The sequence below is a fragment of the Paenibacillus sp. GM2FR genome, from assembly GCF_002803325.1.
In the GTDB taxonomy this organism is placed as follows: domain Bacteria; phylum Bacillota; class Bacilli; order Paenibacillales; family Paenibacillaceae; genus Paenibacillus_AQ; species Paenibacillus_AQ lautus.
On sequence record NZ_MKZM01000010.1, the window covers coordinates 1 to 14,405 of the forward strand.

At 51.3% G+C, this 14,405-nt stretch carries 11 protein-coding genes and 2 rRNA genes; 11 read left to right on the forward strand and 2 right to left on the reverse strand.

What is annotated here, in order from left to right:
* Both PAEVO_RS25180 and rrf read left to right on the forward strand, forming a co-directional pair.
* A 23S ribosomal RNA gene (locus tag PAEVO_RS25180) occupies positions 1–127 on the forward strand; the annotation flags it as partial.
* 147 nt (positions 128–274) lie between these two features.
* A 5S ribosomal RNA gene (gene rrf / locus PAEVO_RS25185) occupies positions 275–391 on the forward strand.
* 151 nt (positions 392–542) lie between these two features.
* Here rrf and PAEVO_RS25190 read toward each other — a convergent pair.
* Positions 543–1,412 carry a hypothetical protein gene (locus PAEVO_RS25190; protein ID WP_243390968.1) on the reverse strand — a complete coding sequence of 290 codons (870 nt, stop codon included), beginning with the start codon at positions 1,410–1,412 and terminating at the stop codon, positions 543–545.
* A 163-nt stretch (positions 1,413–1,575) separates the two neighbouring features.
* Positions 1,576–2,481: a LysR family transcriptional regulator gene (locus PAEVO_RS25195; RefSeq protein WP_207797534.1), complete on the reverse strand. Its 906-nt coding sequence runs from the start codon at positions 2,479–2,481 to the stop codon at positions 1,576–1,578.
* A gap of 173 nt (positions 2,482–2,654) precedes the next feature.
* On the opposite strand from PAEVO_RS25195, the gene PAEVO_RS25200 reads away from it, so the two are divergent.
* The 9 genes from PAEVO_RS25200 to PAEVO_RS25240 all read left to right on the forward strand — a co-directional run bounded on the left by PAEVO_RS25200 (position 2,655) and on the right by PAEVO_RS25240 (position 14,397).
* A complete protein-coding gene (locus PAEVO_RS25200) occupies positions 2,655–3,692 on the forward strand; it encodes an ABC transporter ATP-binding protein (RefSeq protein ID WP_100540830.1) in 1,038 nt (345 codons plus the stop codon).
* A 22-nt stretch (positions 3,693–3,714) separates the two neighbouring features.
* The gene (locus PAEVO_RS25205) at positions 3,715–4,782 is read left to right on the forward strand and encodes an ABC transporter substrate-binding protein (RefSeq protein WP_100540263.1); all 1,068 of its coding nucleotides are present in this window, start codon (positions 3,715–3,717) and stop codon (positions 4,780–4,782) included.
* Positions 4,783–4,868: 86 nt separating this feature from the next.
* The gene (locus PAEVO_RS25210; RefSeq protein ID WP_207797545.1) at positions 4,869–6,512 is read left to right on the forward strand and encodes an ABC transporter permease; all 1,644 of its coding nucleotides are present in this window, start codon (positions 4,869–4,871) and stop codon (positions 6,510–6,512) included.
* Positions 6,509–7,825 (forward strand): MBL fold metallo-hydrolase, encoded by a 1,317-nt coding sequence (locus PAEVO_RS25215; protein WP_100540264.1) that lies wholly within the window; start codon positions 6,509–6,511, stop codon positions 7,823–7,825. Before PAEVO_RS25210 ends, PAEVO_RS25215 begins: the two co-directional genes overlap by 4 nt.
* A gap of 175 nt (positions 7,826–8,000) precedes the next feature.
* Complete coding sequence (locus PAEVO_RS25220; protein WP_207797535.1) at positions 8,001–8,981, forward strand: ketoacyl-ACP synthase III; 981 nt, start codon at positions 8,001–8,003, stop codon at positions 8,979–8,981.
* A gap of 327 nt (positions 8,982–9,308) precedes the next feature.
* On the forward strand, positions 9,309–10,658 hold the full coding sequence (locus tag PAEVO_RS25225) for an ABC transporter substrate-binding protein (protein WP_100540266.1): 1,350 nt from the start codon (positions 9,309–9,311) through the stop codon (positions 10,656–10,658).
* 120 nt (positions 10,659–10,778) lie between these two features.
* Entirely contained in the window at positions 10,779–11,735 is a 957-nt protein-coding gene (locus tag PAEVO_RS25230; protein ID WP_100540267.1) for a carbohydrate ABC transporter permease, read from the forward strand.
* Positions 11,732–12,595 (forward strand): carbohydrate ABC transporter permease, encoded by an 864-nt coding sequence (locus tag PAEVO_RS25235; protein WP_100540268.1) that lies wholly within the window; start codon positions 11,732–11,734, stop codon positions 12,593–12,595. Before PAEVO_RS25230 ends, PAEVO_RS25235 begins: the two co-directional genes overlap by 4 nt.
* 80 nt (positions 12,596–12,675) lie before the next feature.
* Positions 12,676–14,397, forward strand: coding sequence for a cache domain-containing sensor histidine kinase (locus PAEVO_RS25240; protein WP_100540269.1), 1,722 nt, complete (start codon positions 12,676–12,678; stop codon positions 14,395–14,397).
* The last annotated feature ends 8 nt before the right edge of the window (positions 14,398–14,405 follow it).

A 14,405-nucleotide genomic window follows, 5' to 3' on the forward strand; every position in this document is an offset into this window, starting at 1 on the left:
AGCCCCCCTCAAGATGAGATTTCCCAACTAGTAAGACCCCTTGAAGACGACGAGGTAGATAGGTTGGAGGTGGAAGTGCAGCAATGCATGGAGCTGACCAATACTAATCGGTCGAGGGCTTATCCAAAACACCCCAAAAAGTGAAGCGAAGCTTTGAAGCAACGCCGAATACTTTCCGGGGACCCCGATAATATATTGGGGAAATGCTACGGATTCTAAAACACGCAAATTTCGTTTCGTATCTAGTTTTCAGGTGATCAAGCATCTGAAGCCGTTTGGTGGCGATGGCGGAAGGGTTCCACGCGTACCCATACCGAACACGACCGTTAAGCCTTCCAGCGCCGATGGTACTTGGACCGAAGGGTCCCGGGAGAGTAGGACGTCGCCAAGCGAACAACCATAAAGACCGTTATCGAGTCATCGATAGCGGTCTTTTTTGTTACACATAAAAAGTAATCATGAATCATCAGAAAGAAGGGCCCCCAGGGTACCCTTCTTTTCTTTACCTTAATAAGCTTCCTTCTCTAACATGTTTTCTTAGCTTAATATCTTTCCAAGATCAGCTGTGTCTTCAAGCCGTCCATGGGAAGCAGCCAACCGTTAGACTCGAGGGTATCCATAAGCTCTGAGCGAAGCTGGGAAGCAACCGAGACATCGGATGTTTTAAAAGAGATTTCGATCAGATTCTCGGTTCCTGTGCCGTCTGCATTGCGAATCGGCCAAACTTCGAGGCTCATTTTCTGGCCATTCCATGATCCTTCATAGCGGTGGAACGTCAGCGGTCCATGAATTCGGGACTGTGAGAGCTTTTGTTCACCCCAATTCGGGGAGGACCATTTTTTGAGCTTACCTGGGAGTTTGTCCAGCAGTAAAGCCAAGGCGTCTTGTTCGGACGGGAGTGTTGTGCCGGTTGTATTCGTGCTTATTTTCTTGGTGTTGGAGAAGCTAAGCGTTTGTTTGCCGTAGCCCCAATCAATCTCGGCCTCGTAATTGTCATCCGAAGCATCAAAGCCTTCCTGGTTTGCCAAGCTGAGCGCGGCGTTAATATCTCCATTTACGATGGGATACCGTTTCTTATAGGTAAGCTCGTAGTTATCTTTGTCCTCTTTTTTGCGAAAGCGTACGTTCCAGCCTTCAGCATCCAATTCCAGATTGTCCGTATCATAATAAGCTACACCGATCGCTTGGGGAACAGCGGCCAGTCCGAATGCTTGAATGACTTCGCTCCGCAGGCTTTCGCCGTTTTCCAGCACGGTTTCGGGTTTGGCAAGGAACTTCACCTCATACGTAGGCACGGCATTGGCTGCGGCTGAAACCTCCGTTCCATGGAGTCCGGTGAATCCACTTCCTAGAGCTGCGAAACCTACCATGAAAGACAACGTCAGCTGTTTCCATCTTCTCAATACAATCACTCCCATAAGCTGGATTTAGGTACACAGCTTACTTTAAACGCTGAATAATTGTGAGTTGTTAACGGGGGATGGCGAATGTATCAAATATGTATAGAATTATTGAATACCGGCATACATTTTTTGTTAATCTATCCATCTGACTTACAGCTTAAACTCCCCTTAATCACAGGATCTGCTCCAATTGGGTGCCCACTTCGCGCAAGACCTCTTGAAAACGCTGAATTTGTACGGAGGGAAGTCGGTCTTTATTCTGGACACTGTATATATGCCGGGATGCCCGGTGGCCGGGAATCGGCATAACGTGCAGGACACCTTCTTGCTGCTCCCGCTGTACCGCCATCCGTGACATGAAAGAAATATGGTCCCCCAATAACACAAGTTGCTTGATCGCTTCGAGCGAGTCCAGCTCCACCGGGCTCCGCATATGCAAACCATGCTGCTCCAGCCAAAGGTCGGTCAGCTGCCTTGTGCTGGATTCACTTCCATGCAAGGCGAAGGGACTGCGGATAATCTGCTCGGGCTGCAGCGAATCCGATTTTGCCAGCGGATGGTCTGGTGAAGATATTAGGGTCAGATCATCCTTGCACAAGGACTCGGCCTGGAGACTGGAACCCGTAAAGGGCTCTGATGAAATAATGCCCAGATCAATCTGGTGCCGTGCCAGCATGTCGCGGATAACCGGTGAAGGCTTGACGGATAAGGAGATCCGTATGCCGGGAAACTCACGGGCAAAGGTATTCAATATCGCGGGCAGCAGATAGGTGGCAGGGACATAACTGGCTCCAATGTGCAGCGTTCCCCGATATAAGCTGTCGTATTCGCGGACGACACGCTCCGACTCCTTGGCAAGCGCGTTAATTTTTACTGCATAATGCAGCAGAGCTTGTCCGGCCTCGGTGAGAAATGTTTTTCCGCTTCGGGACTCGAACAGTCGGACTTGCAGTTCTTCTTCCAGTGACTTCATATGAAAAGTAACCGTGGGCTGCTTAATGCCAAGTATTTCTGCCACGCTGGTCATATGATGATGGCGGTCGATCAGCTCCACAATTTGCAGCTTCATCAGATTCATTCGTATATCTCTCCCTTGGTTATTCCTTATTTATGCTCTCTATATAGATTTAATCTATGAGTATCAACAGAATTCAAACAAAAAGTTAATTCCAAGTTTACATTAGTCTAATACAACGCTTAAACGTAACCCTTACACTGGAAACAGCTTAAGAAGACAGGTTGGGATCGAAAGTGGATATTGAAATCAGGGGCATTGAAAAGTCATTTCAGGGTACACCAGCGTTGCTTCCTACCGATTTAAAACTGCGTCATGGTCAATTCACCACATTGCTCGGGCCGTCAGGCTGCGGCAAAACGACACTGCTGCGGATGATCGCCGGGCTGGAACAGCCGGACGGAGGAGAAATCTATGCGGAAGACCGGTGCATCTACTCCGTGCATAAAAAGATTGACGTTCCGGCGCACAAACGCAACTTCGGGATGGTATTTCAGGATTTTGCCCTCTGGCCGCATATGACGGTATACGAGAACGTTGCCTTTGGATTAAAAGCGGCCAAGCTTAAAACGGATCTCAGGCAAAAAGTAACCGAGGCGCTGGCCATGGTCCGCTTGGAGGGGATGGAGGACCGTTATCCGCATCAGCTGTCCGGTGGACAACAGCAGCGGGTTGCATTTGCCAGAGCGGTAGCGATCCGTCCGGCACTGGTACTGTTCGATGAGCCGTTGAGTGCGCTGGATGCCGTGCTTAGGGAGGAAATGCGGATCGAAATGATGTCGCTTGTGAAGGATATGGGGTTGACTGCCCTTTATGTCACACACGATCAGGTGGAAGCCATGTCGATGTCGGATGAAATCGTGGTCATGAGGAAAGGAGAAGTCCTGCAGCGTGGAACCCCGGAAACGATATATGAAACCCCTAGTCATCCCTTTGTGGCGTCGTTTATTGGCAAGTCCAATTGGCTGACGGTCGATCACTCCATGGTGAGGCCGGAGCATGTGACCTGGAGCAGGACAAGCTCGGAGGATGTATGCTATCAGGCAACCGTGCTAAGCGTGAGTTATGTCGGCGAGCGATACGAAATACGCTTACAGGTGGATGGTTTGGACAAATGGACCGCTTTCCTGGACAAGAGGGTGCCTGTCGGAGAACGCATGAATCTGTACGTGGCTCCCCATACGATCTGCCGGATGGGTGAAGGACCAAGTCATGATACGAATACGAACATGCAACACAATACGGCAAAACGCACGCCTGCTGCTGCAGGCTAAGATGAAGGGGAGTTGGGGAGAAATGAGTCAATTGAAATTACGGAGAAAAAGCGCGATGCTGTTGCTGGCATCCGTCATGAGCCTAAGTCTGTTTGGATGCGGCAGTACCCCAAATGGGGATTCAGTTACGATGCCGGCACAGGATACAGGCAAGACATCTGCATCGGGGAGTGCGCAAGCCGGAGGCAAGCTCGTTCTCTACAGCGCAGGCCCTCAAAAGCTTGCCGACAATATCGTGAGCGGTTTTGAAGCCAAGACCGGAGTGAAGGTAGAGATGTTCCAAGGCACAACGGGCAAAATTTTAGCACGGATGGAAGCGGAAAAATCGAATCCGGTCGCGGATGTGGTCATTCTTGCATCTCTCCCCTCCGCACAAGCGCTGAAGGCGGATGGGCTGACATTGCCTTATCGTGAAGCCGCCAATGCGGACAAGTTGAACAAGGATTGGTCCGACGCCGAAGGAAACTATTTCAGCACAAGCGCATCGGCGCTCGGGATTGTATACAACACCAATCTGGTCTCGGCCCCGCCTCAAAGCTGGGCGGACTTAGGGATGCCAGAGTGGAAGGATGCGGTCAATATTCCGGATCCGACGCTGTCGGGATCGGCGCTGGATTTTATCACGGGCTATTTGAGCGTGAAGGGCGACGCAGGCTGGGAACTGTTCGAGAATTATAAAGCCAATGGCACGGCTATGGCAGGAGCGAACCAAGAAGCACTGGACCCTGTGATCACCGGTGCCAAGAGTTTGGTTGCCGCAGGGGTGGATTATATGGCGTATTCGGCCAAAGCCAAAGGCGAGCCGCTTGACATTGTATATCCGGATGAAGGAACCGTCGTGAGTCCGAGACCGGCTGCGATTTTGAAATCCAGCCCGAACGTGGATAATGCCAAGGCTTTCATTGACTACTTGCTGTCTGACGAAGCGCAGAAGCTGGTGGCGGATGCCTATCTGATTCCGGGCCGTGAGGATGTGGAGGCCGAAGGCCGGACCAATCTGAAGGATATTCCGGTGTTTAAAGTGGATTGGGCTTGGATGAATGACCATGGGGATGAGACGGCGGCACGTTTTTCCGAAGTATTCAAGTAAGTGCATAAGAGGAACCACAGGAAGGCAATGTGAGGTGAACCGCAGTGAGACCTGTCATCATGGACAGTCAGCGATTTTTACGGAAAATGGGCGTTATTCTCGCCCTTTTTCTTCTTATTATAAGCATTGGTGTGCCATTGCTGCTTGTTTTCTGGCAAAGTGTATACCCGGATCAGCACTTTGATTGGCTGGCGCCGATACGAACGATAGCCGGTCATGAGCTGTCCGGCATTTTGCTGCAATCCATCTGGCTGGGGGTATGCGTGGTGGCAGGATCGACACTGCTCGCGCTGCCGCTCGCCTGGATGATGGCCAAAACCCGGTTGGGACAGCATCGGTGGGTGGACGTGATTTTGATGATTCCGTTCATGACCCCGCCGTATATCGGTTCGATGGGCTGGATTCTGTTTATGCAAAAGGGCGGATATTTGCAGCAGTGGCTGCCGGGAGCAGCGAGATGGAGCGATTCCTTCTTCAGCTTCGGAGGTATGGTGCTGATCATGAGTCTGCATTTGTTCCCGTTTCTCTACCTGCTGCTGCGGGACGCTCTGATCCGGATCGGTGGTAATCTGGAAGAGGCCGGAGCGGTTCATGGCGCAAGCGCAGGATACCGGTTTAGAAGAATCATATTGCCGCTGCTGTTATCCTCTTACGGTATGGGCGCGATGCTGGTGTTCGTCAAAACTATTGCTGAATTCGGTACCCCGGCAACGTTCGGTCGACGCATTGGCTATTATGTGATGACCTCGGAAATCCACAAATATATTTCAAGCTGGCCCATCGATTTCGGTAAAGCGACCTCGCTCGCGTCGGTCCTGCTGTCGGTTTGTCTGGTGATGTGGTACATGCAGTCTACGATCAGCCGGAGGTTTACCTATCGTCTTGTCGGTGGCAAAGGTCAACGCTCCAAAAGATATTCGCTGCGCGTCAGCAAAGGCGTCGTCTGCGCTCTATACATCGGTTTGCTGCTGATATTGTCTGTCGGCATTCCTTATTTTTCTGTCATTGCGGCATCCTTGATGAAGCTCCGGGGAGCCGGATTATCCTTGGATAATCTGACGTTTGCCCATTACAAGGAATTGCTGTCCTGGGGATCGGTCAGCCAGAAAGCGCTTGGTAACAGTCTGGGTCTGTCGCTTGCAGCATCTACGGTTGCCGTTCTGCTCGGTACCGGCTTTGCCCTGACGATAGGCAAGTCCCAGGCACGGATGCAGCGGGTCATTGATCTGTTAAGCCTCTTGCCGAATACGGTACCCGGCATTGTGATGGTGGTCGGTTTGATCCTTCTCTGGAATGCGCCATGGATGCCGGTTACGCTCTACAATACCTACGGGATGGTCGTGCTGACGTACGTCGTGCTGTTCCTTCCATATACGGTGCAATACGTGAAGGCCAGCTTTACGCAGATTGACGGTACTCTGTTTCAGGCGGGGCAGGTATTTGGAGGCGGTCCTCTGCTTATACTGCGGCGGATTCTGCTGCCGCTGATTATGCCTGGCATGCTGGCAGGATGGATCATGACCTTCACGATTGCGTCACGGGAGCTGGTCGGATCACTGCTCATTCTGCCGCCATCGATGCAGACATCGGCTACGTATATATTTGCCCAGTTTGAGCAGGGACAGGTATCTCTCGGGATGGCGATGGCCGTTGTCTCCGTCGGCATGACGGTGCTGCTGTTGCTGCTGGTCGAAGCTATGAATTCTAAAAGAAAGTGGAATGCATCATGATGAAACTGACAGTGTGGGGCGGTGCAGGCGAGCACGGCCGCTCCGCCTATTTACTAAGCGGCAGCCAGGTTCATTTGCTGCTGGATTGCGGCGTCAAGAAGGAAGGGTCGGGAGACTATCCCATGATCCAGCAAGAACAGGTGCCGAAGCTGGATGCCGTGTTTCTGTCGCATGCCCACGAGGATCACTCGGTGGCGATTCCGCTCCTGTACCGGCTTGGCTATCAAGGGGAGTTATGGACTACCCGGGAGACGGCAGTCCAGTTAACGGCCTACTTTGCCTCCTGGAGGGAGTATACGGCAAGGGCAGGCGTAGAGCTTCCTTATATGGAGGAGGATCAGCTGGCGATCCGCTACCGGTACCTGGAGGAAGAGGCCGAGAAGTTGACATGGTTTGAAGCGCTTCCCGGCGTAGAGATCATGTGGGGACGAAGCGGCCATATGGTGGGGGCTGTTTGGTTTTTCGTACAGGCTGAAGGAAAACGGATCTTCTATTCTGGCGACTACACATCCGAATCGCTGCTGCTTGAGGATGACAGCCCTGCGCTGGTAGACAAGCCTTCTTCCATGCTGCTGGATCTGGCTATAGTGGATGCGGCTTACGGGACCGACGCTAATTCACAGGCCGATAAACTGAAGCAATTGGAACAAAAGATTGAGAGCACGCTGCAAACCGGCGGGAAGGTATTATTACCGGTGCCGGCCGCCGGCCGAGGGCAGGAAATGATCCTATGGGCATACAGGAATTGGGGAAACGTGCCGATCGTGATCGAAGCGCCACTGATCGAAGGGATGAAGCGACTGCTCTGTCGTTCGGCGTGGCTGCGCGGCAAGGACTCCGATCAAGGAGCGAGAGATCAGCTGGAGTCATTACTGAACCGGAACGATTGGATCATACCCGCTAGTGAGGCGGAACGTAAGTCCTTGCTCCAGAAACACGGGGCATCGCTATGGTTCGTAACCGATGGGATGATGCAGTCGAATCTGGCGCAGTGGTACTATCACCAGATGTCGGGCGATACCCGGAATCTGGTTCTGCTCACAGGTCATGTTTCCAAGGGGACCTTTGGACATCGCCTCCTCCAACATCCGGCATCGTACGGTGTCTGCTCTGTCATGAAAATCAGGTATAAGGTACACCAGGGCCTGGCGGACGTGCGCCAGATGATAACCGGCGTTCCGGCACTGCATACCGTACTCGTCCATGCAGACAAAGGAGAAACGGACCGGTTACGAGACTGTCTGACAGAGGAAGCATCGGACCCCAACCTCCACATTTATTCCATGTCGGCTGGTGAGGAAGTATACTTTTAGACGTGATTAGAGTACCTTTATCGCTCCAGCGATAAAGGTTTTTTTGTGGAATGGCTGTTGTGTGTTTAGATGTAGGTGAAGTTGGTGAAGGCTGTAATGAACAGTTATAAAAATAAATTAGTACCAAGTACTAGTACTTGGTGATATAATAACTATAAACTTGGAGGTGTGAATGATGAGCCAATCAAAATCAAGAATGACGGCAATCGGGACCTATGTTCCTGAACGGATATTAACCAATGCGGATTTAGAGAAGATGGTTGAAACGAGTGATGAGTGGATTGTGCAGCGAACAGGCATGAGGGAACGACGGATTGCTGCCCCGCATGAGTACGTGTCGGATCTTGCCATCAAGGCTGTAGAGGATATGGTTGATCGGTACGGCGTTACCGTGCGGGATGCCGATATGATTCTTGTGGCCACAAGCACGCCGGAGTATTCTTTTCCCAGTACAGCTTCCCGGGTGCAATCGAAGCTGGGCATTGCAAGCACGGGTGCGCTGGATCTGAATGCCGCTTGTGCGGGATTTGTATATGCACTACAGATGGCTGACGGATTAATATCCGGAGGAGCCTACCGTAAGATTCTGGTTATCGGTGCAGAGACCTTATCGAAGATTACGGATTACACCGACCGAACGACATGCGTATTGTTTGGGGATGGCGCCGGTGCCGTATTGTTGGAGAAAGATGAGGAATCCCCAAGTGTGATAGCTTCCGTATCGGGCACTTTTGGCGAAGGCGGCATTCATCTGTATAAAACAGCGCTCTCCGAGCAAATGGACGGCACGGAATTAAAGAGCGGCTGCCTTGTTCAAAATGGGCGTGAAATTTATAAGTGGGCCATTCGGAACATTCCGGACGGCGTCCGTGCCCTTTTGTCCAAAGGAGGCATGACCGCAGAAGAAGTGGATTGGTTTGTCCCGCATAGCGCCAATCTTCGCATGATTGAAGCGATTAACGAGCGGGGGCCATTTACAATGGACCGCACCTTAACCAGCGTCGAGTACCGCGGGAATACGTCGGCAGCCTCCATTCCGCTTGCACTCCAGCTGGCGGTGGATGAAGGACGGCTGAAAGCGGGAGACCACGCCCTACTCTATGGGTTTGGCGGGGGAATGACCTATGCCGGCTCTATCGTAAAATGGACGATATAAAATCGTGACATGAAAACGATGGAACGAACCACCGATTATGGAGAAGCGGACGACTCCGGAGGAAGCGGGACTCACAGTAATGGTCCACGAACCGGAGGAATAATCCGACTGACGAAGTGCTGATCCAACGCGAGAGATTCATCATGTTAATCCATAAGACCGCTATCGACATTCGATATGCGGTTTTTTTGTGCTGCGATTTTTGGATGAACGAACCTGAATCGTAATAAATTCAACTCAAATTCGAAAGTTTACCACCTCAAAATTTGGCGCCGCTTTCATTAGACTAAAGAGGAAAAATACGTTTCATGGAAGAGGGGTAGAAGAATGAAAAGGTTTAAATCATGGAGCTTGCTGCTCCTGAGTATCATCATGGTGTTCACGCTGGCCGCATGTGGAGGCGGTGGCGGCAACGGAAGCAGTACGGCTGAATCTCCGGGGGGAGGCAGCAGTGAAGGGACGGACAATACGAAAGAAGGAACCGAGTCCACAGAGAAAATCGAGCTCTCCTTCTGGTCGCTGGGAACGACCAACTATGAAGATCTGGCGAAGGAATACACGAAAGAACATCCGAACATCACGTTCAAATTCCAGAATACGTCGGACCAAACCGCACATCACAACAACCTGACGACAGCATTGTCCGCTGGCTCGGGCGCGCCTGACATTTTCCAATTGGAAATCGCGTTTATGGAGCGTTTTATCAACAACCAGGATAAATTCTACAATCTGTACGATCTCGGCGCCAAAGACTTAGAAGGCAACTACCTGGAGTGGAAATGGAAGCAGGCCACATCGGTTGACGGCACCTTCCAACTTGGTTTGCCAACAGACATCGGCCCTACGGTCGTATATTACCGTACGGATCTGGCTGAGCAAGCCGGACTGCCGACGGATCCGGACGGGTTTAGCGCAGCGATTGATTCATGGGACAAATTCGCCAGCGTAGCCAAGGAGTTCACAAGCAAAACAGGAAAACCGTTCGCCGACTTGACGGACCTGGTATATAACGGGGTACGCGACCAGTCCCCGGATCAAATCTACTTCAACAAAGAGGACGGCTCCTTTATCGGAGATACGAACCCGCAAGTGAGAAAAGCTTACGACTTTACGGTAAAAGGAATTCAGGAAGGCTGGATCGGCAACTGGATTCTGTGGTCTCCTGAATGGCAAAAAGCGATCAATGATGGAGACTTTGGCGTCATGCTCGGCCCGGCTTGGATTGCCGGCACGATCCGCAATGCCAAGGATACCGCAGGCAAATGGCAGATTGCCCAGCTTCCTGAAGGAGCAGGCAACTGGGGCGGTTCGTTCCTGACCCTGCCGAAGGAAGGCAAGCATTCGAAGGAAGCCTACGAATTCATCTCGTGGGTGCTGAACAAGGAGAATCAGCTGAAATCGTTCAAGGACAGCGGCCTGTTCCCGTCTATCCCGGCGGTGTACAGCGAGCCTTCGTTCACGGAGGAGAAGGATGAATTCTTCGGCGGCCAGGTGATTTCCGAAGCGTATGCCAAATCGGCGGAACGCATCAAGCCGGTTTACTACGGACCGCTTCATGACCAGACCGACACGATCATCAAGAACGCGCTCAAAAACGTACTGGAGAAAAAAGCCGACCCGCAAAAAGAATGGGAAAGCGCCATGAAACAAATCAAGACGCTGGTTGATCGCAGCTAAGCTAAACAGACGGATCATTCCCGCTAGCGCGTTTATATCCAATAACCGTCCGAACCCGAGAAGGGATAAAGCTCTCTTCGCTCGGGTTCGGATTTATCCTTACCTACCTGGAGGTGCATCATGGCAGACACAGCAACGGCAGAATCGCCGAAGCCTGTGCCGCAAAGGCGGCGCTTGTTGACGGAGACCGTGCGCAGCCGGTTTACGGCTTATACGTTCATATCGCCATTTTTCATATTGTTCGCAATTTTTGGCCTGTATCCGATTCTTTTTACCATCTATTTATCCTTCTTCAAGTGGGACGCGCTCGGACCGATGAAATACGTCGGCTTCAAAAACTACGAGCTGATTACAAGCGACCCGACCTTCTGGATCGCGTTTAGCAACACACTCATTATGGCTTTGATGGGAACCGTGCCGCAGCTGATTGTGGCCTTATTTGTGGCGGTTATGCTCAACTCGGCCTTGAACAAATTCAAGAATACGTTCCGCATTCTGTATTTCATGCCGAACATCACCTCCATCGTTGCCGTGACGCTCGTGTTCAGTACGATGTTCGGCAACAACGGGATGGTCAACTGGCTCCTGAACACCTTCGGTGCGGAAAGCGTACCGTTCAACTCCGGCTGGTGGGGAGTCAAAATCGCGATATCGACCATGGTTATGTGGCGGTGGATGGGTTATAACGCCATTATTTTTCTGTCGGGGCTGCAGAGCATTCCGACCGACATTTATGAAGCGGCCAAAATCGACGGCGCCACCCGAGGCCAACAGCTGCTTTATATCACGCTGCCGCTTCTTCGGCCATTCATTCTGTTTGTTACCTTGGTATCAACGATTGGCGCGCTCCAATTGTTTACGGAGCCTTATGTATTCCTTGGTCAGTCCGGCACGGGTTCTACGCGTCAGGAAGGGGTAACGATGGTCACTTATCTGTATAATGAAGCATTTAAGAACGGATTTTTCGGTACGGCAGCGGCAACGGCGGTCCTCTTGTTTATCGCCACCATTCTATTCTCGGTGTTAAATATGATGCTGGGCCGAGAAGGTAAAGATACGGGAGGTAAAAAAGCATGAGCACAGTCGCCATAAGCCGAAAAAAACCGGATGAACCCGGTGTTGTCGCTAAATTTTTCTTCTACCTCTTCATGATCCTTGGCGCGCTGGTCTCGATCTTCCCGTTCTACTGGATGTTTGTCGTGGCTACGAATGACAAGGATGCGGCATTTCATATTCCGCCGCTGCTTACGCCCGGCACGCAGTTTCTGGATAACTTCGCGCGCGTGCTGGAGCGAACGGATTTTTTCAGGGCGTTGATGAACTCGGTCGTGGTGTCTACGGCCGTGACCTTGTCCGTTGTGTTCCTCTGTACGCTGGCGGGTTATGCTTTTGCCAAGTATGAGTTCCCATTAAAGAAGACGCTGTTTGTCTTTGTCATTGCCACGATGCTTGTGCCTGCCCAGCTGGGCGTGCTTCCACAGTACGTCATCATGGCCAAGCTGCACTGGATCGACAGCTATAAAGCGCTGATCGTGCCCGCTATGGTCAATGCCTTCGGCATTTTCTGGATGAGGCAGTACATCGCTTCTGCCGTTCATACCGAACTGATCGAAGCGGGGCGGATCGATGGCGGCGGACATTTCCGGATTTTCTGGAACATAGCTATTCCTGTGGTAACACCGGCGATGGCTACACTGGGAATTCTGAATTTCATGAATGTGTGGAATGATTTCTTCTGGCCGCTTGTCGTATTGAAAAACAGAGAAAATTACACCATTCAAATTGCGCTGCAGCAATTGTTCACCAATAAGGACGGCCTTGATTTCGGGATGATCATGTCCGCTACCTTCACGGCTACGCTGCCGCTTCTCATTGTGTTTCTATTGTTCAGCCGCTATGTCATCGCGGGTCTGACATCAGGCGCGATAAAAAGTTAACATGCGGGGTGATGTCCTACAAGGAATGCGGGCTGTCATGAAGAATAATAGACATAGTAGAGTGGAGGGAGGAAGGATTCATGAAACTCCGCCGAAAGATATTGCTGGCTATTATTCTTCTGGTCTTCATTCCGGTCATCGCGCTGGGCGGGGTATCTTATTACAGCTTTTCGGAAGCGATGGAGAAGAAGTCGAATGATTTTTACTGGATTTCGCTTCTGGAAACGGATCGGAAGCTGAAGTTCGCCTTGAATGAAATCACGACGATTTCGAACTCGGCAATCACCCAGCAGTCGGTTCAGCAGATGTTGAAGCAGCCGGAATACGCAGTTACCTACGAGCAGCGGCAGGAGATCAACAATTTGATCAATCATCCGATGATTGCGTCGTTTGCCTTTTACTCGAACGACCAATTGCTTTATCATACGAATAGCGGAATGGAGCTTCAGGAGCTGAGGCACCAGGAATGGTATGAATCGGTGGAGAAGGCGGAAGGGCGCCCTGTATGGGTCGGTCCAGGCGAGAACGGCTCTGCGGCATCCGGTTCTCCCGTTTTGATTCAATCCAGAGTCATTAAGGATTATTACTCGCTGGAGGATATCGGGACCGTCGTGATTTATGTGAAGCCGGATCTGCTCGATCAGGTATTCTGGGAGGCGGCAACGCTGAAGCAGGGGGATATTTTGCTGGTCAACAAGCAGGGGCGGATCGTGTTCAGCAAGTCAGGTGGGCATATCGGGGAGCGGACGGCATTCCCGTTTCTGTCGGATAGCTATACGAATGGAAAAGGCTATTATATCGATCAATATGCAGATGAAAAATCGCTGATCACGTATTCTCCTTCTCACAATAAAGAATGGTTTCTGGTCGCCATCACACCAAGCAAACTCATCTCGGCCGAATCGGTCTCGATTCGTAATCTGGCCTTGATTCTGGGATTGATCTCGCTCGTGTCGGCATTTCTGTTCGACCGTTTTTTTGTGCGCAGAATGGTGCGCAGCATCATCAGCGCGGTAAACGGGATGAAGCGCGTTAAGCAGGGCATCTTCGTTCCGATCCCATCGCATAAAGTGGCGGAGGACGAGACGGATCTGTTAATTGACGGCTTTAACCGGATGAGCACGCAGATTCAGGAGCTGATCGGACAGGTCGAGACGGAACAAGCACGGAAAAAGGAAGCGGAGATGCAGGCGCTGGTCGCTCAGATCAATCCGCATTTTATATACAATTCACTGGAATCGATTAATTCGATGGCCGTGCTTCAGGGAAACAAGGATATCAGCAAGATGGTGGTCTCCCTTGGTAAGCTGCTTCGCATCAGCATCAGCGAGCATCATGAGCTCATACCGGTCAGCATGGAGCTGGAACATGTCCAGCATTATATGCGGATACAGAAATTCCGATTTGAGGAAAAATTCGATTACGGCATTGAGCTTCCGAATGAACTGAGGCACTACGTTACACAAAAGCTGATTATTCAGCCGATTGTTGAGAACGCTTTATATCACGGGATTGAGCCGATGGAGGAAAGCGGATTGATCTCAATCAGGGTGTCCGAGGACGGCGAGGATATCGTGATCGATGTGGAGGACAACGGTCCGGGCTTTGATCCGGAAACGCTGATCAAGCTATGGAATACGGACCCGGGACAACTAAAGAAGTATCGCGAGAACGGGGTCGGTCTGAAGAATGTACATGAAAGGCTGCGGATCCGGTTTGGCAGCCGTTACGGATTGATGATTTGTTCCTCGCCCGGTTACGGCTCCTTGATACGAATCCGAATACCGAAAATACTGACATGACAGGGGGT

Bases quoted from the DNA above. Each gene is read 5' to 3' on its own strand.
- PAEVO_RS25195 (WP_207797534.1), bottom strand. From the start codon at position 2,481: ATGAATCTGATGAAGCTGCAAATTGTGGAGCTGATCGACCGCCATCAT.
- PAEVO_RS25205 (WP_100540263.1), top strand. From the start codon at position 3,715: ATGAGTCAATTGAAATTACGGAGAAAAAGCGCGATGCTGTTGCTGGCA.
- PAEVO_RS25215 (WP_100540264.1), top strand. From the start codon at position 6,509: ATGATGAAACTGACAGTGTGGGGCGGTGCAGGCGAGCACGGCCGCTCC.
- PAEVO_RS25230 (WP_100540267.1), top strand. From the start codon at position 10,779: ATGGCAGACACAGCAACGGCAGAATCGCCGAAGCCTGTGCCGCAAAGG.
- PAEVO_RS25210 (WP_207797545.1), top strand. From the start codon at position 4,869: ATGGGCGTTATTCTCGCCCTTTTTCTTCTTATTATAAGCATTGGTGTG.
- PAEVO_RS25235 (WP_100540268.1), top strand. From the start codon at position 11,732: ATGAGCACAGTCGCCATAAGCCGAAAAAAACCGGATGAACCCGGTGTT.
- PAEVO_RS25240 (WP_100540269.1), top strand. From the start codon at position 12,676: ATGAAACTCCGCCGAAAGATATTGCTGGCTATTATTCTTCTGGTCTTC.
- PAEVO_RS25225 (WP_100540266.1), top strand. From the start codon at position 9,309: ATGAAAAGGTTTAAATCATGGAGCTTGCTGCTCCTGAGTATCATCATG.
- PAEVO_RS25220 (WP_207797535.1), top strand. From the start codon at position 8,001: ATGAGCCAATCAAAATCAAGAATGACGGCAATCGGGACCTATGTTCCT.